This window comes from Actinomycetospora straminea (genome assembly GCF_028737255.1).
Taxonomy (GTDB): domain Bacteria; phylum Actinomycetota; class Actinomycetes; order Mycobacteriales; family Pseudonocardiaceae; genus Actinomycetospora; species Actinomycetospora straminea.
Genome location: NZ_JAQZAN010000023.1, coordinates 54,717 through 79,530, shown reverse-complemented (window position 1 = coordinate 79,530; position 24,814 = coordinate 54,717). Strand labels below are relative to the sequence as shown.

Genomic DNA, 24,814 nt, shown 5'->3' with positions numbered 1-24,814 from the left:
CCCGCGGCCGGTCGCTCGACCGGCCGCGGGTGTCCTCGGCGTGCCCACATCCCGGAGATCGATCATGAAGCTCGGCGTCTACGACGCGATCCTGCACGACCGGCCCCTGCCCGAGGCCCTGCGGACCGTGCGCTCGCTCGGCCTGACCGGCCTGGAGGTCAACGCCGGCGGCTTCCTGCCCCCGGTGCACCTGCCCGTCGACGACCTGCTCGCGGGCCGCACGGCGGCGGAGGACTACCTCGGCGTCTTCGCCGCGGAGGGCGTCGAGCTCACCGCCCTGAACTGCAACGGCAACCCGCTGCACCCGGACCCGCGGATCGGCGAGGCCCACGCCCGCGACCTGCGGCGCACCATCGAGGTCGCCGGGCGCCTCGGGGTGCGCCGCGTCGTCACGATGTCGGGGCTGCCGGCCGGGGAGCCGGGCGGGACGATCCCCGTCTGGAACCCCATGCCGTTCGAGTCCACGTACTCCGACGTGCGCGACCGGCAGTGGTCCGAGGTGGGCGTCCCCTTCTGGCGGGAGATCGACGCGCTCGCCGGCGAGCACGGCGTGAAGGTCTGCATCGAGATGCACCAGTTCAACCTGGTCTTCAACCCCTCGACGCTCACCCGGCTCGTCGAGGAGACCGGGGCGTGCTCGGTCGGCGCCGAGATGGACCCGAGCCACCTGTTCTGGCAGGGCATCGACCCGGTCGCCGCCATCGAGCACCTCGGCGACCTCGTGTACCTGGCGGCGGCGAAGGACACCCGCATCAACGACGCCGTGCGCGTCCACGGCGTCCTCGACGACCGGCACCGCAAGGTCACCGAGGACCCGGTGCGGCTGGGCGGCGACGCCACCCTCAACGCCTGGCCGGAGAACGCCGGCTGGGACTTCGTGGCGCTCGGCAAGGGCCACGACCAGGCCTTCTGGACCCGCTTCCTGCGGGCCCTCGCGAAGGTCGACCCCGACATGGCCGTGAACATCGAGCACGAGGACGTCGAGCTCGGTCGCCTCGAGGGACTCGAGGTGGCGGCCGGCGTCCTCACGGCCGCGGCGGCGGACGTCTGAGCGCAGCTTGGACCTAATGTCAGGACAAAGTCTTGACGGTGGCGGGCCGGCGCCGTAACGTCTCCGCCATCGCGCGACACCGCGAGCCGATCGGGGGACCTCCCGTCCGGATCGGTGTCGTGCCGTTCTCCCGCCCTTTCCCGACCTCTGTTCGTCGTGCTCGAAAAGCGGGCGAGAGAATGGTCGATAAATGACCACCACGAACTGCGCGAGGCCCGGGACGCACCGTCGTCCCGGGCCTCTCGTGCGTTCGTCATCGCTGTTCAGAGGCATGTCGATCACCCACAAGAAATGCGACAGACAATTGTCGACGAGCTCTTGACTTGGATCACACCGCCCCGTCATCCTCGTCGTCACCAGGGACATTCGGTCGATCTCGACGGCCCCGGGACGCTGTTCCGGACGATGCCCGCGACCGCCCTCGCCGAGACCCGACACATCTCGTCACGCCATTCCTCAACGGGGAGCGCCACGTCATGACCACCTACAACGAGCAGCCGTCACGGGCTGCTCTCCCGCCGGACGTGCCCGGCCCGCACTCGAAGCGGCTCGGCATCATCGCCGTCGTCGCCACCTTCGGCGGCCTCCTCTTCGGCTACGACACCGGCGTCATCAACGGCGCCCTCGAGCCGATGACCGCCGACCTCGGCCTCACGGCCCTCACCGAGGGCATCGTCGTCAGCATCCTGATCTTCGGTGCGGCCATCGGTGCCGTCGTGGGTGGCGCGCTGTCCGACCGGTTCGGCCGCCGCCACAACATCCTGCTGCTGGCGATCCTCTTCGCCCTCGCCACCATCGGCTGTGTCCTCTCGCCGACGTGGCCGGTGCTGGCGTTCTTCCGCTTCGTCCTCGGCCTGGCGGTCGGTGGCGCCTCGGCCACCGTGCCGGTCTACCTCGCCGAGGTCGCGCCGGCCGAGCGTCGGGGCAGCATCGTCACCCGCAACGAGGTCATGATCGTCAGCGGCCAGTTCGCCGCCTTCGTCATCAACGCGATCATCTTCAACATCTGGGGCGAGAACCCGGGCGTCTGGCGCGTCATGCTGGTCGTGGCCGTGCTCCCGGCGATCGCGCTGTTCATCGGCATGCTGCGGATGCCCGAGAGCCCCCGCTGGCTGGTGTCTCAGGGCCGGGACGACGAGGCGCTGGCGGTGCTGCAGCAGGTGCGCACGCCCGAGCGGGCGCAGGCCGAGATGGCCGAGGTGCACGAGCTCGCCGAGGAGGAGCGGGCGTCGAAGACCGCCGGGGCGAGCGACCTGGGGGTGCGCTGGATCCGCCGGCTCATCCTGCTCGGGGCCGGCCTGGGCATGTTCCAGCAGTTCACCGGCATCAACTCGATCATGTACTACGGCACGCAGCTGCTCGGCGACGCCGGCTTCTCCGACCAGGCCGCGATCATCGCCAACACCGCGAACGGCCTGTTCAGCGTCCTGGGCATCACCGTCGGGCTGCTCATCATGAACAAGGTCAACCGCCGCACGCTGCTGCTCGGCGGCTTCGCGCTCACGACGTTCTTCCACCTGCTCGTCGGCCTGTCGGCCACCCTGCTGCCCGACGGACCGGCCAAGGCGTGGTTCATCCTGGTCTTCGTCGTGCTGTTCGTCTTCTGCATGCAGGGCACCATCGGCCCGCTGGTCTGGCTCCTCCTGGCCGAGATCTTCCCGCTCAAGATCCGCAGTCTCGCCATCGGCATCAGCGTGCTCGTGCTGTGGCTGTCGAACGCGGTCGTCTCGCTCGGCTTCCCCGTGGTCGTCGAGAGCCTCGGCATCGCGCCGACGTTCTTCATCTTCGTCGCCCTCGGCGTCCTGGCCCTGATCTTCGTGTACCGCTCGGTGCCCGAGACCCGCGGCCGCTCGCTCGAGGACCTCGAGGAGCAGTTCATGCGCCAGTACTCCTGACCCGCCCCACTCGCCCGGAAGGACCCAACATGACCGTGCTCGTCGCCGTCCCCGAGGGACGGGAGGGCCCCCAGGCCCTCCACGCGGGCGCCGGCGAGGCCCGGCTGCTCGACACCGACCTCGTCGTCCTCAACCTGACCCTGCACAGCATCGACCTCTCGGGTCTGCCCGAGGACCTCAAGGTGACGCTCCTCGAGCGCTCCGGTCCTGAGGACCGCGACCCCGCGGACACCGTCCTCGAGGAGATCGACCAGCGGCCCGACGTCCAGCGCCTCGTCATCGGGATGAAGCGCCGGTCGCCGGTGAGCAAGGCGCTGCTCGGCAGCGTCGCCCAGCGACTGCTGCTCGACAGCCCGGTGCCGGTCCTGGCCGTCAAGGCCGAGGACTGACACCACCGCGATCACCGATGCGCGGGCCGCCACCGGCGGTCCGCGCATCGGCGTGTCGGCGCCCGGAAACCGGGGCCCACCGCGTCAGGCGCGTCCGGAGACCTCCTCGAGCAGGAAGACCGGCCGGTCGTCGTCCTCGCTGTGGGGCTCCGCGTGCAGCACCTTGTCCTGCGTGGCGGGCGCGAGCTCGCGGTCGACGACGACCGTCACGCCACCGCGGGCGACGACGACGTCGCGGTCACGGGGGACCGCGTCGAGCTCGAGGTGGACGGTCGGCAGCGTGCCGGCGCCGATCGAGCGGATGCGGACCACGCAGCCGGCGTCCCGGCTCCGTCGGCACAGCAGGATGAGTGCCTCCACGGCGTCGTCGCTGAGCGTCATCGGTGCCTCTCCTCCCCTGTCGACTCGCGTGTGCGTCGCGGGCGGGGCCGCCCGCGCGGCCGAAGATCGTAGCTCGGGGTCGGGGGCCGTCGCGACGTCGCCGAGGTGCCCGGGTCGGGTCCTGCTACCCACGTCACGCCGGTCCGGGGAGTGGGACCCGCCGGGCGCGGGGATGCCCGGGCGGTCTCGACCCGACGACGTGCTTCAGCGAGGAGGCCGTCATGTCCCTCACCCGTCCACCCCACAGCCCCGATCCCGGCGTCACCGGTCCGGCCGGACCGGAGCCGCCCACGCCGCTGAGCCGGCGGGTGGTCCTCGTGCACCGCGCCGGGGCCCTCACGGTCGCCGCGGTGATCGCCGTCTTCGGCGTCCTCGGCTACGTCGGCGGGCTGAGCGCCTTCGACACCCGCGGCATGCCGCTGCTGGGGCTGTCGACCAACGGCCTGCTCTCGACCGTCTCCGTGGTCACCGCCGCGATCCTGGTCCTGGCCGCCGTCCGCGGCGGCCGCCCCGCGTCGACGGTGATGATCGTCATCGGGGTGGCGTTCCTCCTGGCGGCCTTCGCCGGTCTCGCCGTGCTCGCCACGCCGTACAACCTGCTGGCCTTCCGGCTGCCCAACGTCTTCTTCAGCATCGGGGCCGGTCTCGTGCTGCTCGTCGTCGGGAGCTACGGGCGGGTGGTCGTCCACCTCCCGCCCGACAACCCCTACGGCGCGTCGGGCGACCGGCTGGTCACGGCCGTGCAGAGCCGCTTCGTCAGCGAGTCGACCCTCGCCTCGCTGCCCGAGGACCACCAGCCGCGACCACGGAACGCCGCCGAGCTGCGCGCGGACCGCGAGCTCGCGGACGCCTACCGGGCGCAGGCCACCGGCGTCGCGAACGCGGACACGCTGCGCCGGCTCGCCGCGCTCGAGCGCTGCACCACCCACGAGGAGCGGCGCAGCGCCTGGCTCGCCCAGCAGGACGGACACCGGCGGTGAGCGGGCTCGTCGACGACGGCACCCGGCACAACCGCCTCCGCCGCGACGGCGACGATTTCGACCGCGGCGCGGGCCAGACGCACGGCGCCGGGGACCCGAGCGCCGTCGACGCCGAGGCCGACCCGCCGCCGCACGACGGCGCCCCCGCCGCGCCGCCGTCCGCGACCACGCGCTGACGCCCGCGCGTCGGCAGGGTCGGCCCCTCGGCGCGGCCAGGGACGACTCAGCGATCGGCGGGGTGCCAGCGGCGCAGCGCCTCGTAGACCAGCGCGCCACCGGCGACGGCGGGGAGGTCGACGATCCCGATGACGAGCAGCGCGGCGCCGCCCAGGTAGACGGGCGCGCGGTGGGGCAGCACCCGCTGCACGACGTGGGCGGCGTCGGCGGCGGCGGACACCACGGTGTCGGTGACGCCGCGCGCGGGCGGCGCGGCGGGCACGGCGGGCACGGCGGGCACGGCGGGCGCTGCGGCCACGGCGGGCGCTGCGGAGCCGGTGTCGCGGCGGGCGACCGCCCCCGAGGGCCTGCGGGCGCCGCCGGTGAGCCGCTCGGGCGGGCCGCTGGCGGGCACGACCGCCGGGGAGCCGGGGTCGTCGACGGGCGCGTCGGGGGCGCTGAGCGCCGTCGCGACGGGGTCCTCGCGCTTGTCCCCGGCCTTCGGGTCCTTCGGCTTCGGGTCCCTGGTCTTCGTGTCCTTCGTCTTCTGGTCCTTGGCCATCTCGCGACGTTACGCCCGGATCTCCGGCGCCGACCCCCCTCGCGGGCGGGTCACGGCGCGGCCGCGGCCCAGGCGTCGGGGTCGGCCACCGGGTGGCCGTGCATCGCGACGACGAGCGCCGGACGCAGCTCGGCCAAGCGGCCGCGCGAGGCCGCCGCGGCCGCCGGGTCGTCGTGCAGGCCGCGCGGGAGGGGCAGCCACCGCGGCGAGCGCGGGTCGGTCGACACGTTGACCGGCCCGTCGCCGACGACGAGCACGCGGTCCCCCGCGCGCCACAGCGCGAGGGTGCCGGGGCTGTGGCCGGGGACGGCGAGCACCTCGAACCCGCCGACCCGGTCGCCCTCGCGCAGGCGCCGGTCGACCGGCCGCCGCTCGCGGGCCAGCGGGGCGAGGACGAGCCGGCCGAACGCGCCGGAGTGGGTGTCGAGCCGCCCGTCCTCGAAGCGGCCCGCGTCCGCCTCGCCCATCGCGAGCGGCGCCCCGGTCTGCCGGCACAGCCACGCCGACGAGCCGACGTGGTCGCCGTGCGCGTGGGTGACGGCGTGCAGGGCGACGTCACGGCCCCGCAGCAGCGTGACGAGGCGGCGCGCCGACCACGGGAACCCCGCGTCGACGACGACGTCGCCCTCGGGGCCCTCGATCAGCACCGTGTGCAGGAGACCGCCGGGGACGAGGGCGCCGAGGTGCACGCCGTCGGCGACCTCCCGCAGACGCAGAGCCATGCGCGCAGCCTGGCAGGCGAGCACGGAGTCGGGCGAGGTGTCGGGCGAGGTGTCGGGCGAGGAGTCAGCAGAGGAGAGCGGTGACGAACCCGTCGCGCTCGGCGGTGCCCCTGACCGCCGCGGGCACGGGGCGGGCGAACCCGGGGCCGTCGGTGACGAGGGTGTGGAACTCGCCGTTCTCGCCGCACGGGTCGACGCCGGCGGGGAGCTCGGCGAGCAGCTGGGTGTCCCACGCCCGTCCGGCGAGCGCCGGCGGCACCCGCGCCGGGTCGACGCAGACGACCACGGCCCGCACCCCGGCCGCGAGCATCTCCCGGGCGAGCGGGGCGGTGGGCCGGTCCCACAGCGGGAAGCGCGCCGAGAGCCCCGTGCCCTCGAGGGCCCGCTCGCGGAAGGCCCGGATGTCGGCGAGGAAGAGGTCGCCGTAGAGCACCTGCGTCGCCCCGCCCGCGCGCAGGCGGGCCCACGACGTGCGCGTGCGCTCCGTGTAGACGTCGTCCGGGCACGGCACGGGCAGCTCGACGGTCTCGAGCGGCAGGCCCAGCGCCGCGGCCTGGGCCCGGACCAGGCCGAGCGGGACGTAGCTGGCGGCCACCTCCCCGCCGGGGCGGACCGTGGTGTGCAGGCCGGCGACCTCGACCCCCGGGTCGGCCCGGGCCGCGGCGAGCGCGAACGCGCCGTCCTTGCCGCCCGACCAGCTCATCCAGGCCCGCACGGTCATCGGCGCGACGCTAGCCGACGGGCTCGCGGCCGGCCGGTCCGTCGCCGGTTCAGGTCGGGCTGGCCTCCTCCTCGTCGCCCTCGTGCTCCCGAGCGGTCGTGTCCTGCGCCGCGCGGTCCTTCGCGCCGGTGGCGTCGTTCTCGACCGCGTTGCCGGTGGGGTCGACGTCGGTGGTGTCCAGGGACTCGTCGCGGGCGTCCCTGCGGGCCTCGTCCGGTCGTGACATGACCCCCGGCTACCCGCCCGGCCCGGATCGGGTACCGCCGCGGGGTGACCGCACACCGCTCCGGGCCCGAGCGTCCGATGCTGCCGACCGACGGTGCCCCGCCGACCGGCGCGGGCTGGGCGGCGGAGCTCACCTGGGACGGGGTCCGGGTCCTGGTCACGACGGTCGCCGGCGGGGTGCACCTCACCGACGCCGACGGCCGGGACGTGACCGGCTCCTACCCCGAGCTCGCGCACCTCGACACCGAGCACGACCTGGTGCTCGACGGGGAGGTCGTCGTGCTGGACGAGCGCGGCCGCCCGCGGCCCGACCTGCTCGCCGAGCGTGTCGCGGACCGGCGCGGCCCGGACGCCGCGGCGGTCTCGCTCTACCTCGCCGACGTGCTGTGCGTCGACGGCGACGACCTGCGCGACCGGCCCTGGGACGGGCGGCGCGCACGGCTCGAGGAGCTCGGGCTCGAGGCGTGGCCGCGGGTGGCGGTGGCGCCGGCGACGACGGAGGCCGCGCCCGCCGCGGTGCTCGAGCTCGCCCGGGAGCAGGAGCTCGCCGGGGTCGTCGCCAAGCGCCGGGACGCCGCCTACGAGCCGGGGCGCACCTCGACGGCGTGGGTGCGGACGCTGGTCACCCCGCCGGACCGGCTCACCACCGACCGCCTCGCGACCTACCGCGGCATGCGCGACTTCGCGGCCACCCCCGAGCCCGCCGGCGGCGCGCCGAGCACCACGGCGCCGATCTTCGTGGTGCAGCGCCACCGCGCCCGGCGCCTGCACTACGACCTCCGCCTCGAGGTCGACGGCGCGCTCGCGAGCTGGGCCGTGCCGCGCGGGCCGACCCTCGACCCCGCGGCGCGGCACATGGCCGTGCGCACCGAGGACCACCCCATGGACTACGCGTCGTTCGAGGGCGTCATCCCGCGGGGCCAGTACGGCGGGGGCGACGTCATCGTGTGGGACCGGGGCACCTGGACGCCGGCGCGCACCGACGACCCGGCGGCCGCGCTCGCGGCGGGGGAGCTGCACCTCGACCTCGACGGCGAGAAGCTCCACGGGCGGTTCGTGCTGGTCCGGAGGCGCGGGGAGGGCTCGGGAGGCAAGGAGCAGTGGGTCCTCGTGCACAAGCGCGACGACCACGCCGTCGACGGCTGGGACCCCGAGGACCACCCGCACTCGGTGACCAGCGGGCGCACCAACGACGAGGTCGCGGCCGCCCCGACGGCGCTGTGGGTGTCGGAGGCGCCCGCCGAGCACGCCGAGGTGCCGCTGGCGCCCGACGACCCCGCGCAGCAGGCCGCGGCGTCCGCCGACGAGCTGGCCGCCCTCGACGCGCTGGGCGGGCGGGGGAGCTGGACCGTCGGCGGGCGCGAGCTCGCGCTTACCAACCTGGACAAGGTGCTCGTCCCCGGGGACGCCGGGCCGCCCGTCACCAAGCGCGACCTCGTCCGCTACCACGCGCGGATCGCCCCGTACCTCCTGCCCTACCTGGCGGGGCGGCCCGTGAACCTGCACCGCTACCCCGACGGCACCGCCCGAGCGGGGTTCTGGCAGAAGGAGGTCCCCGACCACGCGCCCGGATGGCTGCGGCGCTGGCGCAACCCGGAGGCGGCGCCCGACGAGACCCAGCAGTACTTCGTCGTCGACAGCACCCCGGCGCTGGTCTGGCTCGCGAACTACGGGGCGATCGAGCTGCACCCGTGGACGTCGCGCCTGCCCGACGTGCAGCAGCCGACCTGGGCGCTCATCGACATCGACCCCGGCCCGGCGGTGGGGTTCGCCGACGTGCTGGTGCTCGCCCGGCTCTACCGCACCGCGCTCGCCCACGTCGGCGTCGAGGCGGCGCCGAAGGTGACGGGCCAGCGGGGCGTGCAGATCTGGGTGCCGATCGCCGACGGCTACACCTTCGACGACACCCGCGCGTGGGTCGAGAAGCTCTCCCGCGCCGTCGGCCGGACCGTTCCGCACCTGGTGTCGTGGGAGTGGCACACCGACCGGCGCCGCGGCCTCGCGCGGCTGGACTACACCCAGAACGCGATCAACAAGACCCTCGTGGCGCCGTTCAGCCCGCGGCCGTCGGCGGACGCGCCGGTGTCGATGCCGATCACCTGGGACGAGCTGGACGACCCGGAGCTGACGCCGGACCGCTGGACGGTCCGGACCGCGCTCGACCGCCTGGCCGAGGTCGGGGACCCGTTGCGGCCGCTGCTCGGGCGGGCGCAGACGCTGCCGTCGCTGTCGGCCTAGATCCGGCGGCGCCGGCGCAGCACGAGGACTGTGGTGACGAGCAGGACGACCACGCCGACCGACTCCACGACGAGGGTCGTCGGCGCCAGGTCGTAGTCGAGGCTCGAGCGGATGCCGAACAGCCCGACGGTGAGGGCGAGCACCAGGGCCGCGAGGGTGCCGGCCAGGAACAGCAGGCCCAGCACCACGGAGACGGCGAGCAGCTCCCCGCGGGTGATGACCACGGCGATCGCGAGGATCAGCGCACCGATCGCGTTGAGGACGAACAGGTTCCCCAGCACCCCGCCGGTGCCGTTGAACACCAGCCACAGGTGGATGCCGCCCATCGCCAGCAGGGCGATCGCGGACAGGACCTGCCAGGGCATGGTCGAGCGGCGCCCGCCCTGCGCGATCCGCACCGTCGGTGCGCCACCCGGACCGACCGGCCCCGCCGCGTGCGTCATGTCCCCACCTCGTGTCTCGTCCGTCCGCGCCCTGTCCGTGCCCGTCCCGCGCCCGGCCGTCCGCCGTGTGCAGCGCATGGTCCTCCGCTGCGGGCCGTCGGTCGAGGGTCAGCTCCCGCCGCGCCGCGAGCTCGCGAAGAGCCAGCCGCCGAGGGGGATGACCAGGAAGAACACCCAGGCGTTCGGGATCGGCACGGTGAGGAACAGGACCAGCGCGATGATCGGCAGCGCGCCGCTGATCGCCGGCCCGTAGCGGGCGAGCGCGCCGGGCTCGCGGCGGGCGACGGGGTCGCGCTCGGTCGTCCCGGGGGTGGCCGGGACGGCGGGTGCGGGGGCCGCACCGAACGGCGGGCGCGGGTCGGGGAGGTCGGTGAAGAGGGGCTCGAGGTCGGCCGCCGTGCGCGCCTCGGCGGCCCGGGCGCTGCGCTCGCCGTACTCCTCGACGTCGAGGCGCCCGGCCTCGAGGTGGGCGTCGAGCGCCGCCATCGCCGCGTCCCGCTCGGCGGTGCCGATGCGGGGCGAGGGCGGCCCGGGGGGAGGCGGCGCCGGCTCGGTCACCGCGCCAGCATGCCACCGGGGGACGACACCGTGACCCCTCGTCACACCCCCGAGCCGTGCCGGCCCGCGCCCTCGGCGAAGCGGGTCGCGCCGGCGAGGGTGTCGGCCTGCAGCGAGATCTGGCCGTGCGCGAACTCGCGGCGCAGGGCCTCGTCCTCGTCGAGCCCCTCCTGCTCGAGCAGCGCCGCCCGGTCGTGGCGCAGGCAGGTCTGCGGGAAGGCCGCGAGCGTGCGGGCGAGCTCGAGGCTCGCGTCGAGCGCCTGCCCCGCCGGCACGACGCGGTTCGCGAGACCCAGGCGCAGCGCCTCGTCGGCGTCGACGGGCCGGCCGGTGAGCACGAGGTCCATCGCCGCGCTGCGCCCGATCAGGCGGGGCAGGCGCACCGTGCCGCCGTCGATCAGCGGCACGCCCCAGCGCCGGCAGAACACCCCGAACACCGCGGTGGTGTCGACGACGCGCAGGTCCGCCCACAGCGCGAGCTCGAGCCCGCCCGCGACCGCGTGCCCGTGCACCGCGGCGATCACCGGCTTCGACAGCCGCAGCCGGGTCGGCCCCATCGGCCCATCACCGTCGGGGTCGACGCGGTTGCCGTGGCCGGTGCTGACGGCCTGCAGGTCCGCGCCCGCGCAGAACGACGGGCCCTCGCCGCGCAGGATCGCGACGCTCGCGTCGTCGTCGGCGTCGAAGGCCCGGAACGCGTCGGCGAGGCGTTCGGCGGTCGCGCGGTCGACGGCGTTGCGCCGCTCGGGGCGGTCGATGCTGACGACGGTGACCGCGTCGCGGTTCTCGACCCGCACCGTCACGGCGCGTCGCCCAGGGTCACGGTGTCGCCGACCCGCAGCTCGCCGCCGCGCGTGACCTGCGCGTACGCGCCGGCGCACGGCAGCACGCCGAAGCCCGGCACCTCGACCCGGTTGGCGCGCATCGGCTCGCGCACCGCGTGCGGGGCCCGCGGCAGGGCGCCGTGCTCGAGGGTGGGCACCGAGCAGCGCGGCGTCGGCAGCGACACCTCCAGCGTCACCGACGAGCCGTCGTCCCGCGTGAGGTGCAGCGCGCGCCCCGTCCAGGTGTTCTCGACCCAGGGCTCGGTGCCCTCCGGGGTCTCGATGACGACGTTCGGCCGGTAGCGCAGGTACTCCGCACCGGTCGCGGCGAGCGTCGCGGTGGTGATGACGTGCACGGGGGAGTGGTCGACGAGCGACCCGGCCGTCGTCCCCTGGGCGATCTCCAGCGTCGGCGCCTCGACCTCGGCCTCGACACCCTGGTCCAGCACCTCCTCGGGGTCGGGGCGCTCGACCGACGCCGCCTCGGGCCGGTCCGCCGCCACCCGCACGCGACGGCCCAGCTCGCCGGCGAGCGCCTCGGCGACCCACGGGTCGAGGGCGTCGCGGGTCCAGCCGGCGGGCGAGGTGATCCGGATCCCGCCGTCACCGGAGGCGGCCGTGTACTGCAGCAGGCCGCGCCAGAGCCGGGGGTGCTTGGCCGTCGCCACCATGCCCGTGACGTCGTCGACCAGCGCGAGCGCGCGGTCGCCCGCGACCCCGCCCGCGTCGACCCGGGAGACCTCGAGGGCCTCGCCGAGCATCGACTTCACCGGGTACCGCCACAGCGCCGTGATCCGCATCCGTCGTCCCTTCCCGGGTCCGACGTCCGCGTCGGTCCCCGCCGGGACGGTAGCCGCACGGGTGGCCGGTCGCTCCGCCGTCAGCCCGCCTCGGCCGCGGCGGCGAGGCGGCCGAGCACCTCGGTCCAGCCCTGGACGAACGCGCCGCCCATGTAGCCGCCGGGGCGCGCGCAGTCCTCGCCGAGCTGGGCGTCGGACAGGGCCTCCCAGCCGCGGTGCTCGACGGCGACGCGGGTGAGCGACGGCCCGAGGGCGGTGAAGGTTAGCTCCACCTCCGTGGGCTCGGGCGTCATGTTCCAGGACATGACGAGGCGTGCCGGCGGCTCCCAGGCGAGCAGGCGGCCCCAGTCGCACTCCGTGCCGTCGTCCCAGCGCTCGAAGACCCGTCCCTCGAGGCGCGGCTCGACCTCCACCGTGCGCACGCGCTCCTTGCCCGCGGAGTACGGCTGCAACGGCCACCATTGCCCGATCGTCGCGACGAAGACGTCGAACGTGTGCTCGCGGGTGCTGCGCACCATCGTCGCCTGCCGGATGGGCGGCCGGCGCAGGGTGGTGACGCTCGCGGTCTCAGCCCGCGGCGTGGTGCTCGTCATCGGCGATCCCCCTGTCGGCTTCGACCAGTCGGCGTGCGGTGTCCAGCGACGAGGCCCACATGTCGTCCAGGAACTCCCGGAGGCCGTCGAGGCCCTCGGGGCGGGCGCGGTAGAGCCGGCGGGTGCCCTCGCGTCGCTCGGTGAGCAGCCCGGCGTCCTTGAGCACGGTGAGGTGCTGGCTGACGGCGGGCCGGGTGACGTCGAAGGCGGCGGCGATCTCCCCGGCGGAGAGCTCGTCGTGCGCGACGAGGCGCAGGATCGAGCGGCGGCGCGGCTCGACCAGGGCGCGCAGCGTCACGCCCTCCGGGTCGTCGTCATCGGCCACCGCTCCACCTCCGTCAGCGATGACGAACGTTAGCGGAGAAGCGACGCGGAGGCCAGGGTGCTCACTTGATCAGCTTCTGGACCTCGCGGAACGCCGCGTTCTCGCTGGTCCCCAGCCACTCGAACACGACCATCTCGGTGGTGACGACGTCGACGCCGTGGGCGCGCATCCTGTCGAGCGCGCGGTCGCGGTTGGTCTCGCGCCGGCTGCCCACCGCGTCGGCGACGACGGCGACCTCCCGGCCCGCGGCGCGCAGCGCGAGCACGGTCTGCAGCACGCACACGTGTGCCTCGCACCCGGCGACGACGACGGTGCCCGGGCCCGCGACGTCGGGGTCGGCGGCGAAGGACGTCTTGGCGACGGCGGGGGTGGGCAGCAGGTCCGCGACGACGCCGACCGTGCGCCCGAGCCCCTCCGGGTTCTGCTCGGTCGCGGCGACGCCGACGCCGAGCCGGCTCGCCGCCTGCACGAGGCGCCCGGTGTTCTCCAGCACCGCGTCCGCGCCGGCGATCGCGGGCATGAGGCGTTCCTGCAGGTCGACGACGAGCAGGGTCGAGTCCCCGGCGGTCAGCAGCGGCACGCCGTCGACCGTAGAGCGCCCGAGTGATCGACGGGGTGATCGACGGGAGGTTGACGGGACCTCCCCCCACGCCGTAGGGCATGCGCGTGACCACGGGCCGCACCGACCGCGTCGCCGACTACACCGCGCGCTTCGCCGCGTTCCTGGAGACCGAGGTGGCGCCGCGGGAGGCCGACCTCGCCGTGCAGGACGTCGGGACCGCCTTCAACCCCCGCCTGGACACGGCCGGCCGGATGCACCCCGCCGTGTGGGAGGCGCGTCGCGAGGTGCAGCGACGGTCGGCGGCGGCCGGGCTGTACACGCCGCACGTCGCCGCGGAGGTGGGCGGGGGCGGGTTCACCCGTGCCGAGATGCAGCACGTCGAGGAGTTCGTCTACCGCCACGCGGGCCTCGGGCTGGGCATCGCCGCGCTGGCGTGGACCGAGGGCCCGAACCCCGCGATCGAGCACTGCTCGCCGGCGGCGCGGGAGCGCTGGCTCGACCCGTTGATGACCGGCGAGATCACCGCGGCGTTCGCCAACACCGAGATCGCCGTCGGCACCGACGTGCTCGCGATGGAGACCCGCGCCCGCCCCGACGGCGACGACTGGATCCTCGACGGCACCAAGGCCTGGATCACCAACGCACACTTCGCCGACGTCGTGCAGGTCGTCGCGGTCACCGAGCCCGGCGCCGGGACCCGGTCGCTGTCGATGTTCCTCGTCGACGCCACCAGCCCCGGCTTCGCGCGCGGCCGCGACATCCCGACGATGCTGAACGACGGCCTGACCGGCGAGCTGCACCTCGAGGGCGTGCGGGTGCCGGCGCAGGACGTCGTCGGGGAGATCGGGGACGGGTTCGCGCTGGCGATGGCGTGGATCAACTGGCGGCGGCTGTGCCGCGGCGGGATGTGCGCGGGCTGGGGCACCTGGTTGCTCGAGCGCGCCCTCGACCGCGCGCGGTCGCGCACCTCGGGCGGCGCGCCGATCGCCGAGCTGCAGTCCGTGCAGCACATGCTGGCCGACATGGACGCCGACCTGTACGCCGCGCGCGCCGCGTCGCTGCAGGCGCAGGCCGAGCTCGACGACCTGCCCGGCGGCGCGTTCGGGATGCCGCTGCACCCCGAGGCGCCGCGGCTGACGAGCCTGGTCAAGGTCATCAACGACGAGGCGTTCTTCCGCGTCACCGACCGCGCGGTGCAGGTGCACGGCGGCACCGGGCTGCGGCTCGGGTCGCCCGAGGAGAAGCTCTTCCGCATCGCGCGCAACCTCAAGATCCCGGCGGGCACCGTCGAGATCCAGCGCAACGCCATCGCCCGGGGGCTGCTGCGGGGCTCGCGGCGGTGAGCCTGGCCGCGGTGACCGGGCGCTTCCAGCCGGTGCACGCCCAGCACCTCGACCTGTTCGCGCTCGCCCTCGCCGAGCACGACCACCTCGTGGTCGCCGTCACCAACCCCGACACCGGGGCGCGCCACGCGGCCGCCACCTCCGCGCACCGGCACACCGACGACGCCAACCCGTTCACCTACTTCGAGCGCGCCCGCCTCCTCGCCGCCGCGCTGGCCGGGGCGGGCCTGGCCGACCGCGCGACCGTCGTCCCCTTCGACCTCACCCGCCCGCACCTGTGGCCGGAGTACGTGCCGCGGGACGCGGTGCAGTTCGTGCGCGCCTACTCGGCGTGGGAGACCGACAAGGCGGGGCGGCTCGCGGACGGCGGCTACGGGGTGGTCGTCGTCGACGGCGACCCCGCGGCCAAGCTCGACGCCGCGACGATCCGCGCCGGGTTCCGCGACGGCAGCTGGGCGTCCCTCGTGCCGCCGGCGACCGTTCCGGTGCTGCGCGACCTGCTCGGACGGCGGGCGAGTCGCGCGTGAGGCCGCCCGGGTACGGCGAGGGCCAGCCGCGGCTCGACGACGACCGGCTGCCGGTCGTGCTCGTCGTCCTCGACGGCCTGGGCGACCGGCCGGTGCCCGCGCTCGGGGACCGCACGCCGTCCGAGGCGGCGCACACGCCGGTGCTCGACGAGCTCGCCGCGCGGGGGGCGTCCGGCTGGCACCTGCCCTTCGGGTGGGGGCGGGCGCCGTCGTCGGAGCTCGCGCACTGGGCGATGTTCGGCTACGCCGACGTGCCGTTCCCGGGGCGCGCGGTGCTGGAGGCCCTCGGCGCGGGCATCGAGGTCCCGCCGGGCGTCGCCGTCACCCACGCCGCGCTGCGCACGTCGGCGGTGGGCCCGGACGGCCGTGTGTGGATCACGGGCCGGGCGGCGTCGACCGACGGCGACGACGCCGCCGCGCTGCTGGGCGACGTCGCCGCGGTGGCCGCGGACCACGGGATGCGGCTCGAGGCGCTGGGCGGCCGGGGGGAGGCGCTGCTGGTGCTGGGGGACGATGCCGACGGTCGCGTGACCGACTCCGACCCCTTCTTCGAGGACCGCCACCCCTGGCTGCGCGTGCTCCCGCACGACGAGACGCCCGGGGCGGCGCCCACCGCCGACGCCCTCACCGCGCTGCTGCTCGACGTGCGCGCGACCCTCGCCGAGCACCCCCGCAACGCCGCGCGGCGCGACCGGGGACTGCCGGCGCTCGACGTCCTGACCACCAAGTGGTCCGGGGCGCGGGGAGAGGTGCCGGGGTTCGCCGCGCAGGTCGGGATCCCCGGTGCGGCCGTGACCAGCACGCGGCTCTACCGGGGCCTCGCCGCCCTGCTGGGGCTGCGCAGCCGGCACGTCCCGCCCTACCTCGACCCGCGCACCGACCTCGGCGCCGAGCTCGACGACCGGCTCGCCGCCGCCCGCGAGCTCCTCGACGAGGGCGCGGCGTTCGTCCACGTGCACACGAAGGCCACCGACGACGCCGGGCACACGAAGGACCCGCGCGCGAAGCTCGAGGTCCTCGAGGCGGCGGACCCGGGTCTCGCGCCTCTGCTCGAGCTCGCCGAGCACGCCGTCGTCGCCGTCACCGGGGACCACGCCACCCCGTCGACCGGCGGGGTGCTGCACACCGGCGACCCCACCCCGCTCGTCGTCGCCGGGCCGACCGTGCGCTCCGACGGCGTCACCGCGTTCGGTGAGGGCCCGGCGTGCGCGGGCTGGTACGGCAGCGTCACGGCCCGCGAGCTGCTGCCGCTGCTGCTCGGCCACGCCAACCGCGCCGCGTTCCTCGGCCACCGCCCGGGCGCCCGGGCCACCCCCGCGCTGCCCGACGCCCCGGAGGCGATGGTCGTCCCGCCCGGGGTCCGCCGGGGTGCCGGACGCCGGTCGGGCTGACCGGGGGAACGCCGACGGGGGCGCGATGGCGAGGGAGCGCCACCCGCCGGAGGGGCGCTGGTCGTCGACCGCGTGTCGAAAGGCCCCCCGGCGACGTCCGGACGACCCTGCGCCGACGTCGGTGCACCGTGGAGCCTCGCGGGCGCGACCCCCAACCGTGTCCTGCCCGCCCGCCGCCGTGGCGTACGGAGGCCGGCGACCGCAGGCACCGCGGGTGATCGGCGGGTGATCGACCGGACACCGCCGAGCACCAGGACGCGCGACGAACGAGAGGGACGACGATGGAGATCGACGTGAAGGGCCGGGTGCGCCGAGCACCGGCGGGCGCACGGGCAGGGAGGTCGTGATGGACGCCGCGGCCTGGGACGCCCTCTACGCCGACCCCGACCGTCTGTGGCCCGACACGCCCGGCCGCTGGGTGCACGAAGTGCTCGCCCACCGTCCGCCGGGCCGTGCGCTCGACCTCGCGTGCGGCGAGGGCCGCAACGCGGTCTGGCTCGCCGAGCAGGGGTGGGAGGTCACGGCGGTCGACTACTCCGCGGCGGCCCTCGAGCGCGCCGCCGCGGCCGAGATCCGGCACGCGGTCCACGTCCACTGGGTGCAGGCCGACGTCACCACGTGGACCCCGCCGCAGCCGGTGGACCTCGTGCTGATCTCCTACCTGCACCTCCCCGCCCAGGAGCGCCGTGGCGTCCTGCGCACTGCCGCGGCGGCCCTGGCACCCGGCGGCACGCTGCTCGTCATCGGGCACGACGCCGCCGACCTCACCCGCGGGTTCGGTGGACCCCGGGACGTGTCCGTGGTCTACACCGCCCAGGACGTGCTGGACGACCTCGCCGATGCCGGGCTGGAGCCGGTCCGGGGCGTGGAGGTCCCGCGCCCGACGCACGGCACGGACGCCGGCGACGTCGTCGTCGAGCTGCGCCGAGCAGCTGAGGAGGTGCCGGCGTGACGGTGCCGGCCGGAGGGCGCCGGGGGTCTCGGGCCTAGTGCCTCCCGAGCGCGCGTCGCGCGAGCGCGACGGCCTCGGCGAGTGCCGCCGCGCGTGCCGCGGGCGCCGGCGTCCCCGCCGGCGGCGAGCGCACCGGCCGCACCTCACCCCGGAGCCGGCGGTCCCCGGTGCCGACGAGGGGCCGGCGGTCGCCGGCCTCGGCCACCAGGACGTCGAGGGTGGCGGCCTCGCGGGTGCGTCCGACGTCGGCGAGGACGACGACCACGTGGGCCAGGACCCACCACTGCATGGATTCGTTGTTGAGCTGCGACCACGCGTCGAGGGCCGCGGCGAGCTCGGGCAGGGCGGCCACCGATCGCGTGGTCCGGGCTCGCAGCGCGGCGGACGCGGACCGGGCGATGGTGACGAAGAGCCGGCACTCCGCGGCGGCGCCGTGCTCGACGGCGGCGGCGTAGCACTCCATCGCGCGCCCCGGATCGGTGCCCTCGCGCACCATGCCCTCGACGGTCGCCGCCGAGGTGAGCGTCGTCGGGTGGTGCGTCGCTGCCACCGCGGGACGGAGCCGATCGACGAGGGCGGCGGCCTCGTCGGTCCGGCCGTCGTAGGACAGCGCCTGGGCGGCGCAGAGCTCGAAGACCAGGGCGCGGGCATCCTCGCCCGCGCCGCGGGAGGACGCGGCGAGGGCGCGGTATCCCGCCGCCGCCTCGGCCGTGTGGCCGCTGAACATGGCGAGGTGCATGGCCACCCGGCGGGCCTGCATCGCCGCCGGCCGCGACGGTCCGCCGGCGCGCTCGATCCCGCGGGCGGCGAGCGTCGCGGCCTCGTCCCGGCGGCCCGACGACCAGGCCGCGGTCGCCGCCGTCGCCAGGGCGCGGGCCAGATCGGCAGGGGCCGCGCCGGGCACGCCGGTCCCTGAGGGCCCGCCCTCCCACTCCGCCACGACGAGCCCCCACCGCAGCAGGTCGAGGCGCTGCCGTCCGTAGGCGAAGTCGTGGACGTCGGCCGCCATCCGCACGGCGAGCGGCCGGTCGTACCGGTGGACGTGTGCCCACGCGGCGTGCAGGTCGTCGAGCAGCTCGGTGAGGGCGCGTACCGCGCGGGGCTCGTCCGCGGTCCACAGCATCGCCCCGTGGGTCTCGAGCCGCTGCGCCGTGTCGCGCGCGTGCCGCGTCGTCCACCGGCCGCGCTCACCGGACGCCTCGAGGCGCTCGACCGCGTGCAGACGGAGGGTCTCGAGGAGCCCGAAGCGGTCTCCCACCCGTCGGACCAGGGACTGTTCGACGAGCCGGGCGAGCAGGGGCGCGATCGCCGGCGCAGGGAGCCGGTCGTCGGCGCAGACGGTCTCGACCTGGTCCAGCCCGAAGGAGCCGGGGAAGACCGCCAGGCGGGCGAACAGCGCCGCCTCCTCGGCAGTGAGCAGGTGGTGGGACCACTCGACCACCGCGCGGAGGGTGCGGTGCCGGCGCTCGGCGGTGCGGCGCCCGCCGGCCAGCAGGTCGAGCCGGTCGCCGAGGCGTTCGAGCAGCAACGGGAGGCCGAGGGTGTCCGCCCGGGCGGCCCCGAGCTCGATCGCGAGGGGCAGGCCGTCGAGTCGGCGGCACGCCCGGGCGACGAGACCGATCTGCTCCGGGTCGGCGGCGTCGGTCCGCGTGGTCGGCAGCCGGTCGAGGAAGAGCCGGACCGCGGGGTTCGCCTCGTCGGCGTCGGTCGGCACGGTGAGGGGAGGCAGCGCCTGCACCGCCTCCGCGTCCACGCCCAGGCGCTCCCGGCTCGTCGCGAGCACCGTCAGACCGTGCCGGCCGGCCAGGACCTGCTCCACCAGCGCGGCGAGCGCGTCGAGCAGGTGCTCGGCGTTGTCGAGGACGAGCACACCGCGGTACACGGCGAGGGAGCGGACGAGCTCCTCGGCAGGATCCTCGTCCCGCAGCTCCACCCCGGTCGCCGCGGCGACGGCCTCGACGAGCCGGTCCTCGGTGACCGGAGCCAGATCGACCCACCACACGGCCCGTCCGGCCGCCGACGCCCGGTGCGCCAGCTCCCGGGCCACCCGGGTCTTCCCGACCCCGCCCGGACCGACGATGGTCACCAACGGCCGCGCCGCCAGGACCTCGTCGAGCTGGTCGAGCACGTCGTCGCGGCCGCGGAGCGGGGTCGGAGCGCGGGGCGGGAGACGCGAACCAGGCCAGGCGCGGGTGCCTCCGGCGGAGGCGTCGGGCGCCGAGCGCGGAGCGGGAACGGTCACCGTCGCGCGAGGGAGCGCGGTGTCCGGGAGCTCCGCGCGGAGGACCCGTGCGTGCAGGTCGCGCAGCGCTGGCGAGGGGTCGAGCCCCAGCTCCTCGCGGACGAGGTCGTGGTGCCGCCGGTAGGCCGCGAGCGCCTCCGGCACGCGGCCGTCGCCGGCCAGCGCGCGGATCGCGAGCTCCACGGGCCGTTCGCGGAGCGGGTGCTGGGCGGCGAGATCGGCCGCGGTCGCCGCCGCCGTCGCCGCCGCGCCCGCGCGGAGCAGGGCCTCGACCCGGTGCTCGCGCGCCACGATCCGCAGCTCCTCCAGCCGGGCCGCCGCCGCGCGGGCGAAGCCGTCCCCGAACTCGCCGTAGGCCGGACCCCGCCACCGGGCCAGAGCCGTGTCGAGCGCGGCCAGCGCGCCCTCCGGGTCGGCGGCGAGCCGGCCGGCGGCGCCCCGCACCTCCTCGGCGAAGGCCTCCGCGTCGACGTCCCGCCGATCGACGGCCACGAGGTAGCCCGGCGGCCGCGTGACCACCGACGCCGCGCCCGGTCCCAGAACGCGCCGGAGCCGGGAGACCACCCGGTGCACCGCGTTGTCCGGGTCGGTCGGCTCCGCGTCCCCCCAGATGATCTCCACCAGCCGGTGGATCGGGACGAGCTCACCCGGGGTGAGCAACAGCGCGGTGAGCAGCGCCCGAGAGCGCGGACCCCCGGGCACGACGGGGCCCGCGTCGGTGAGGACCTCCAACGGGCCCAGTACGCGGAACTCCATGGTCCGACTCCTCGGACCGAGGGTCGCACGCCGACGGCGTCAGCGGAACGGCACTCCAGGGTCAGGCGGCCGGCCCAACCTTCACTCGGCCGCCCCACTCGGGGATCACCATCCGTGAGGAGAACGACATGAGCACCACCACCTCGACCACCACCACCATGACCACCACCACCATGACCACCACCAGGCCCCTGGCCGCCCGGAAGGCCCGCACCGGTGACCACGCCGCGGTCGCGACCGCACTGGCCGCCGCGTTCCACGCCGACCCGGTGTTCCGCTGGCTGACCCCGGACGACGACCGGCGACGACGCATCCTCCCGCCCTTCTTCGAGCTCGCCATCGACGTGTTCCGACGCCACGACCACATCTGGTGCGTCGGCGACGACGGCGGCGTGGCCGGTGGGGCGCTGTGGTCACCGGCGGGCGTGGCGCCGATGGACGAGGTCGACGGCGACCGGTTCGTCGACGGGTGCGTCGAGCTCGCGGGAGCGGACGCCGGTCGCTGGGAGGACGTCATCGGCCTGCTCGACGAGAACCATCCCCACCACGCCGACCACGACTACCTCTGGCTCCTGGGTGTCGTGCCGGACCGGCAGGGCCGCGGACACGGCAGCGCGATGCTCCGCGCCGTGCTGGACCGGGGGGACCGGGACGGAGTGCCCGCCTACCTGGAGGCCACCAGCCGGGAGAACGTCAGGCTCTACGAGCGCCACGGGTTCCGGGTGACCGGCGAGCTCGCGGTGACCGGCGGTCCGTCGCTCTGGGCGATGTGGCGGGAGCCCGCACGGTGACCACGGCCGGGGCGGGTGACCGCTGACGCGACCCGCCCCGGCCCCGGTCCTGCCGCGCCCGAGGCCCGGGATCGGGCCTGGAGGGAGAGCACGGCAGCGGGCACCATCACCGGGAGACCGCTGAGGAGCACCGTCGTGTCCGGGGGCGAGCAGGGTGCCGCGTCACCGCTGGATGACGACCCCGGCGGTGTCCGCCGGCGTGGTACTCGTCGCGCTGCTGGCGGGTGCGGCGACGACGGTGGCCCTCGCCGGGTCGACCACGCGTCCGGGGTGGTTCCTGGCCGCGGGCGCCGCGGTGTTCGTCGTGGTGGCCCTCGGCGGAGGCCTCGCCCTCGGCCGTCGCGGCGGTCGCCGGCGCGCGGCCGCGGTGCTCGGGCCGGCCCTCGGGCTGCTCGTCGTCGTGGCGGTCGCGCTCATCCCGCCCCCGCTGCCGGCGGCGCCCGCCGCGCCCGGAGCCGTGGTGACCCTTCCCGACGGCGCCCGGATCCAGGTGCTGACCCTGCCGGCGCGCGGTCCGGTGTCCGGGCCGCCGATCGTGGTGCTGCACGGTGGGCCGGGGATCCCCGAGCTGACGGCCGACGTCGCGGCGCTGGGCCCGCTCACACACGGAGGGCGGGAGGTCGTGCTCTACGCGCAGCGAGGCGCCGGCGCCTCCACACGGCTCGGTGACCCACACGGCTACGGCCGCGACACGGACGTCGACGACCTCGAGGCCCTGCGCCGGGCACTCGGCCTCGAGCGCATGGTCCTGCTCGGGCACTCCCACGGTGCCGCGGTCGCGACCGCCTACGCCGCCGCCCACCGGGACCGGGTCGACCGGCTCGTCCTGATCTCGCCGGCACCACTGGACCCGACGGACACCAGCCCGACACGCGCTGCCGCCGGCCTCACGCTCTCCCGACGCCTCCAGCTGTACAGCGCGGTGCTCGCCCCGCGCCCGCTGCTGGGGTACGTGCTGCTCCAGACCGAGCCCTCGGCCGCCCACGCCTTCCTCGGCGACACCGAGGCCGACCTCCGCAACGACGCGGTCCTCACCATCGCCCAGCCGGCCCTGTTCTGCCAGGCCCCGCCGCCGGGCACACCGCCGGTGACCGGCAGCGGGTTCTACGCCCTGCAGTACCCCCAGTCCGCGACCGCCGCACCGCCGGCCGACCTGCGTCCCGCCGTCCGCGGCCTGCCGACGCCTGCGTTGATCGTCAAGGGTGGCTGCGACTACCTGTCCTGGCGCTCGGCAGTGGACTACCGCGACGGCCTCTCCGACGCCCGGCTCCTCCACCTGCCCGACGCCGGGCACAACGCTCACCACGAACGACCGGAGGCGACCCGCGCCGCCATCACGGCCTTCCTCGACGATCGGCCCCTGCCCGGCACCGTGGTCCCCCCGGGCTCCACCACGCCGCCGATGGGCTACCGCGGTCCGGGCTGACGCCCCCAGCGCCGGACGCACGGTCGCCGACCCGCTGGTGGCGGTGTCCGGGACGAACGGACCCGGCGGGGAGGACCTCCGACCGGTGGGCCGTGCCGGCGCGACGGTGAGCGTGGACGTCCGCATCCAGCAGCCGGGAGGTCGTCGTGGTCCCCGTCAAGCAGGCCGTCGCCGAGTTCCTCGGTCAGAAGCGCATCGCCGTCACCGGCGTGTCCCGGAGCGGGAGCGACCACGGCGCGAACGTCGTCTACCAGCGGCTCAAGGAGCGCGGGTACGAGGTCTTCCCGATCAACCCGCACGCCGAGGAGGTCGAGGGCGACCGTGCCTACGCCGATCTGACGTCGGTCGAGGGCGGGGTCGACGCGGTGGTGATCGGCACGAGTCCGGCGCACGCCGAGGAGACCGTGCGCGAATGCGCGGACCTCGGGATCCGGCGGGTCTGGATGCACCGCGGCCCGGGCCGCGGCAGCGTGTCCGGGGAGGCCACACGGTACGGCCGCGAGCACGGGATGACCGTGATCGACGGCGGCTGCCCGTGCATGTTCGCGCCGACCGCCGACACCGGCCACAAGGTCATGCACTTCCTGGGCATCGGGCACATGCCGCGCCAGGTCTGAGGCCTCGCCGGCCGGTCCCCGGACCTGTCGCTCAGCGCCCTGTGCAAGGTCCGGGTCGGACGCGGACAATCCTGAGCCGTGACGCTCCCGCTCCCCGACACGTGCCGCGGTGACGCGCTGCGCGCCGGGGCGACGGTCGCCGACGCGATGCTCGCCGGCCCGAAGACGTGCCCGCCCGCGACGACGGTCGAACAGGCGCGGGCGGTGCTCGCCGACGACCACGTGCACGCGGTGCTCGTCGTCGACGGGCGGCAGCTGCTCGCCGTCGTCGAGCGCGCGGACCTCGAGGGTGCGCCGGGGGCCGCCAGCGTGGTGGACCGGGGGCGGCTCGACGGCCGGACGGTCGCCCCGGACGCCGACGTGGAGGAGGTCCGGCAGGCCATGACGGGCCGGCGCCTCGCCGTCGTCGACGGGCACGGCGCGCTGCTCGGCCTGCTCTGCCGCAAGCGCCACGGGCGGGGCTTCTGCTCGCGCGAGGACGTCGAGGCCCGGGAGCGGGAGCGGGCCGAGCGCGCCGCGGAGTAGGGCGCTGGAGTAGGCCTCAGCGGCCCGGGAACACCGGCGGCCGCTTCGCGAAGAACGCCGCCACGCCCTCGACCCGGTCCTCGCTGGCCAGCACGCGCGCGACCGCGGCCTCGGTGTCGGCCCAGCCCTGCGCGTCGGCGTCCTGCAGCGCGGCGTCGAGGGCGGTGAGCGTGGCCGCGACGGCGACCGGCGAGCGCGCGGCGATGCGCTCGGCCAGCGCGAGGGCGTGCTCCTCGGCCTGCCCGGGCGCGGTGAGGTCGCCGACGAGCCCGAGCGCGTGGGCCCGCTCGGCGTCGATCGGGTCGCCGGTGAGCAGCATCTGCCGCGCCACCACGGGCGGCAGCGCCCGCGGTCCGCGGAACAGCGCCCCGCAGTTGGCGACGAGCCCGAGCCCGACCTCGGGCAGCCCGAACCGCGCGGTGCGTCCGGCCACGAGCACGTCGCAGGCGAGCGCGATCTCGAAGCCGCCGCCGAACGCGATGCCCTCGACGGCGGCGACCAGGGGCGTCGTGCGCCGCCGCGCGACGACGCCGTAGTTGCCGCCCCGCGGCGTCGGCGCGCCCGGTCCCACGGCGATGTCGGTGCCCGCGCAGAACACCTCCGGCCCGCCGGTGAGCACGCCGCAGCGCAGCTCGGGGTCGTCGTCGAGGGTGTCGAGGGCGCGGTCCAGCGCCGTCGTCATGGCGGCGTCGACGGCGTTGCGCTTGTCGGTGCGCGCCATCCGGACGACGAGGACGTGGCCGCGGCGCTCGGTCCGCACCCGCGCGGCGACCTCCTCCGCGGTCGGCGGCGGGGTCTCGGGCCACAGAGAGGTCATGT

General features: G+C 76.0%; 28 protein-coding genes. 14 read left to right on the top strand and 14 right to left on the bottom strand.

The genetic code is table 11. The features are described 5' to 3' along the window. Nucleotides 1–64 precede the first annotated feature (64 nt). The 3 genes from PH190_RS25475 to PH190_RS25465 all read left to right on the top strand — a co-directional run bounded on the left by PH190_RS25475 (nucleotide 65) and on the right by PH190_RS25465 (nucleotide 3,335). Entirely contained in the window at nucleotides 65–1,051 is a 987-nt protein-coding gene (locus tag PH190_RS25475; RefSeq protein ID WP_274234340.1) for a sugar phosphate isomerase/epimerase family protein, read from the top strand. 476 nt (nucleotides 1,052–1,527) lie between these two features. Beyond that, complete coding sequence (locus tag PH190_RS25470; RefSeq protein ID WP_274234339.1) at nucleotides 1,528–2,946, top strand: sugar porter family MFS transporter; 1,419 nt, start codon at nucleotides 1,528–1,530, stop codon at nucleotides 2,944–2,946. Between the two features lie 29 nt (nucleotides 2,947–2,975). Next, nucleotides 2,976–3,335, top strand: a complete 360-nt coding sequence (locus tag PH190_RS25465; RefSeq protein WP_274234338.1) for a universal stress protein — start codon at nucleotides 2,976–2,978, stop codon at nucleotides 3,333–3,335. A gap of 84 nt (nucleotides 3,336–3,419) precedes the next feature. Here PH190_RS25465 and PH190_RS25460 read toward each other — a convergent pair whose 3' ends face one another. Continuing rightward, nucleotides 3,420–3,716, bottom strand: coding sequence for an iron-sulfur cluster assembly accessory protein (locus tag PH190_RS25460; RefSeq protein WP_274234337.1), 297 nt, complete (start codon nucleotides 3,714–3,716; stop codon nucleotides 3,420–3,422). A 221-nt stretch (nucleotides 3,717–3,937) separates the two neighbouring features. Between PH190_RS25460 and PH190_RS25455 the strand changes: the two genes are divergently transcribed. Then, nucleotides 3,938–4,696 (top strand): DUF4383 domain-containing protein, encoded by a 759-nt coding sequence (locus tag PH190_RS25455; protein ID WP_274234336.1) that lies wholly within the window; start codon nucleotides 3,938–3,940, stop codon nucleotides 4,694–4,696. Next, complete coding sequence (locus PH190_RS25450; protein WP_274234335.1) at nucleotides 4,693–4,872, top strand: hypothetical protein; 180 nt, start codon at nucleotides 4,693–4,695, stop codon at nucleotides 4,870–4,872. Before PH190_RS25455 ends, PH190_RS25450 begins: the two co-directional genes overlap by 4 nt. Nucleotides 4,873–4,919: 47 nt before the next feature. Here the strand turns inward: PH190_RS25450 and PH190_RS25445 are convergent, their stop codons facing one another. The 4 genes from PH190_RS25445 to PH190_RS25430 form a co-directional block, all read right to left on the bottom strand. Continuing rightward, nucleotides 4,920–5,414 carry a hypothetical protein gene (locus PH190_RS25445; RefSeq protein ID WP_274234334.1) on the bottom strand — a complete coding sequence of 165 codons (495 nt, stop codon included), beginning with the start codon at nucleotides 5,412–5,414 and terminating at the stop codon, nucleotides 4,920–4,922. 50 nt (nucleotides 5,415–5,464) lie between these two features. Continuing rightward, nucleotides 5,465–6,136, bottom strand: a complete 672-nt coding sequence (locus PH190_RS25440) for an MBL fold metallo-hydrolase (protein ID WP_274234333.1) — start codon at nucleotides 6,134–6,136, stop codon at nucleotides 5,465–5,467. A gap of 64 nt (nucleotides 6,137–6,200) precedes the next feature. Next, on the bottom strand, nucleotides 6,201–6,857 hold the full coding sequence (locus PH190_RS25435) for a Dph6-related ATP pyrophosphatase (protein WP_274234332.1): 657 nt from the start codon (nucleotides 6,855–6,857) through the stop codon (nucleotides 6,201–6,203). A 49-nt stretch (nucleotides 6,858–6,906) separates the two neighbouring features. Continuing rightward, nucleotides 6,907–7,083 (bottom strand): hypothetical protein, encoded by a 177-nt coding sequence (locus PH190_RS25430; RefSeq protein WP_274234331.1) that lies wholly within the window; start codon nucleotides 7,081–7,083, stop codon nucleotides 6,907–6,909. 44 nt (nucleotides 7,084–7,127) lie between these two features. Here PH190_RS25430 and ligD point away from each other — a divergent pair, with 44 nt between their 5' ends. Continuing rightward, nucleotides 7,128–9,320 carry a non-homologous end-joining DNA ligase LigD gene (gene ligD / locus PH190_RS25425; RefSeq protein WP_274234330.1) on the top strand — a complete coding sequence of 731 codons (2,193 nt, stop codon included), beginning with the start codon at nucleotides 7,128–7,130 and terminating at the stop codon, nucleotides 9,318–9,320. Here the strand turns inward: ligD and PH190_RS25420 are convergent. From PH190_RS25420 to PH190_RS25390, 7 genes are all read right to left on the bottom strand, one after another. Further along, nucleotides 9,317–9,763, bottom strand: a complete 447-nt coding sequence (locus PH190_RS25420; protein ID WP_274234329.1) for a hypothetical protein — start codon at nucleotides 9,761–9,763, stop codon at nucleotides 9,317–9,319. The genes ligD and PH190_RS25420 overlap by 4 nt on opposite strands. 108 nt (nucleotides 9,764–9,871) lie before the next feature. Then, complete coding sequence (locus PH190_RS25415; protein WP_274234328.1) at nucleotides 9,872–10,321, bottom strand: DUF1707 SHOCT-like domain-containing protein; 450 nt, start codon at nucleotides 10,319–10,321, stop codon at nucleotides 9,872–9,874. Between the two features lie 41 nt (nucleotides 10,322–10,362). Then, nucleotides 10,363–11,124, bottom strand: a complete 762-nt coding sequence (locus tag PH190_RS25410) for a crotonase/enoyl-CoA hydratase family protein (RefSeq protein ID WP_274234327.1) — start codon at nucleotides 11,122–11,124, stop codon at nucleotides 10,363–10,365. Beyond that, nucleotides 11,121–11,945, bottom strand: a complete 825-nt coding sequence (locus PH190_RS25405) for an MOSC domain-containing protein (protein WP_274234326.1) — start codon at nucleotides 11,943–11,945, stop codon at nucleotides 11,121–11,123. Before PH190_RS25405 ends, PH190_RS25410 begins: the two co-directional genes overlap by 4 nt. An 80-nt stretch (nucleotides 11,946–12,025) precedes the next feature. Beyond that, nucleotides 12,026–12,538 carry an SRPBCC domain-containing protein gene (locus PH190_RS25400; RefSeq protein ID WP_274234325.1) on the bottom strand — a complete coding sequence of 171 codons (513 nt, stop codon included), beginning with the start codon at nucleotides 12,536–12,538 and terminating at the stop codon, nucleotides 12,026–12,028. Further along, nucleotides 12,513–12,863 (bottom strand): ArsR/SmtB family transcription factor, encoded by a 351-nt coding sequence (locus tag PH190_RS25395; RefSeq protein WP_274234324.1) that lies wholly within the window; start codon nucleotides 12,861–12,863, stop codon nucleotides 12,513–12,515. Before PH190_RS25395 ends, PH190_RS25400 begins: the two co-directional genes overlap by 26 nt. A 61-nt stretch (nucleotides 12,864–12,924) precedes the next feature. Further along, nucleotides 12,925–13,443, bottom strand: coding sequence for an isochorismatase family protein (locus PH190_RS25390; RefSeq protein WP_274234323.1), 519 nt, complete (start codon nucleotides 13,441–13,443; stop codon nucleotides 12,925–12,927). Between the two features lie 80 nt (nucleotides 13,444–13,523). On the opposite strand from PH190_RS25390, the gene PH190_RS25385 reads away from it, so the two are divergent. The 4 genes from PH190_RS25385 (at nucleotide 13,524) to PH190_RS25370 (ending at nucleotide 17,638) form a co-directional block, all read left to right on the top strand. Next, nucleotides 13,524–14,768, top strand: coding sequence for an acyl-CoA dehydrogenase family protein (locus PH190_RS25385; RefSeq protein ID WP_274234322.1), 1,245 nt, complete (start codon nucleotides 13,524–13,526; stop codon nucleotides 14,766–14,768). Nucleotides 14,769–14,779: 11 nt separating this feature from the next. Beyond that, entirely contained in the window at nucleotides 14,780–15,295 is a 516-nt protein-coding gene (locus PH190_RS25380; RefSeq protein ID WP_274234321.1) for a cytidyltransferase, read from the top strand. After that, nucleotides 15,292–16,686 (top strand): BPG-independent phosphoglycerate mutase family protein, encoded by a 1,395-nt coding sequence (locus PH190_RS25375; RefSeq protein WP_274234320.1) that lies wholly within the window; start codon nucleotides 15,292–15,294, stop codon nucleotides 16,684–16,686. Before PH190_RS25380 ends, PH190_RS25375 begins: the two co-directional genes overlap by 4 nt. Before the next feature lie 346 nt (nucleotides 16,687–17,032). Beyond that, complete coding sequence (locus PH190_RS25370; RefSeq protein ID WP_274234319.1) at nucleotides 17,033–17,638, top strand: class I SAM-dependent methyltransferase; 606 nt, start codon at nucleotides 17,033–17,035, stop codon at nucleotides 17,636–17,638. 34 nt (nucleotides 17,639–17,672) lie between these two features. Here PH190_RS25370 and PH190_RS25365 read toward each other — a convergent pair whose 3' ends face one another. Then, nucleotides 17,673–20,636 (bottom strand): AfsR/SARP family transcriptional regulator, encoded by a 2,964-nt coding sequence (locus tag PH190_RS25365; protein WP_274234318.1) that lies wholly within the window; start codon nucleotides 20,634–20,636, stop codon nucleotides 17,673–17,675. A gap of 128 nt (nucleotides 20,637–20,764) precedes the next feature. On the opposite strand from PH190_RS25365, the gene PH190_RS25360 reads away from it, so the two are divergent. From PH190_RS25360 to PH190_RS25345, 4 genes are all read left to right on the top strand, one after another. Further along, nucleotides 20,765–21,427: a GNAT family N-acetyltransferase gene (locus PH190_RS25360; RefSeq protein ID WP_274234317.1), complete on the top strand. Its 663-nt coding sequence runs from the start codon at nucleotides 20,765–20,767 to the stop codon at nucleotides 21,425–21,427. Between the two features lie 187 nt (nucleotides 21,428–21,614). Then, nucleotides 21,615–22,853 (top strand): alpha/beta hydrolase, encoded by a 1,239-nt coding sequence (locus tag PH190_RS25355; protein WP_274234316.1) that lies wholly within the window; start codon nucleotides 21,615–21,617, stop codon nucleotides 22,851–22,853. Nucleotides 22,854–22,999: 146 nt separating this feature from the next. Beyond that, nucleotides 23,000–23,470, top strand: coding sequence for a CoA-binding protein (locus PH190_RS25350; protein ID WP_274234315.1), 471 nt, complete (start codon nucleotides 23,000–23,002; stop codon nucleotides 23,468–23,470). Nucleotides 23,471–23,548: 78 nt separating this feature from the next. Next, entirely contained in the window at nucleotides 23,549–23,995 is a 447-nt protein-coding gene (locus tag PH190_RS25345; protein ID WP_274234314.1) for a CBS domain-containing protein, read from the top strand. A 16-nt stretch (nucleotides 23,996–24,011) separates the two neighbouring features. On the opposite strand, the gene PH190_RS25340 is transcribed toward PH190_RS25345, so the two are convergent. Then, nucleotides 24,012–24,812: an enoyl-CoA hydratase-related protein gene (locus PH190_RS25340; protein WP_274234313.1), complete on the bottom strand. Its 801-nt coding sequence runs from the start codon at nucleotides 24,810–24,812 to the stop codon at nucleotides 24,012–24,014. Between the last annotated feature and the right edge of the window lie 2 nt (nucleotides 24,813–24,814).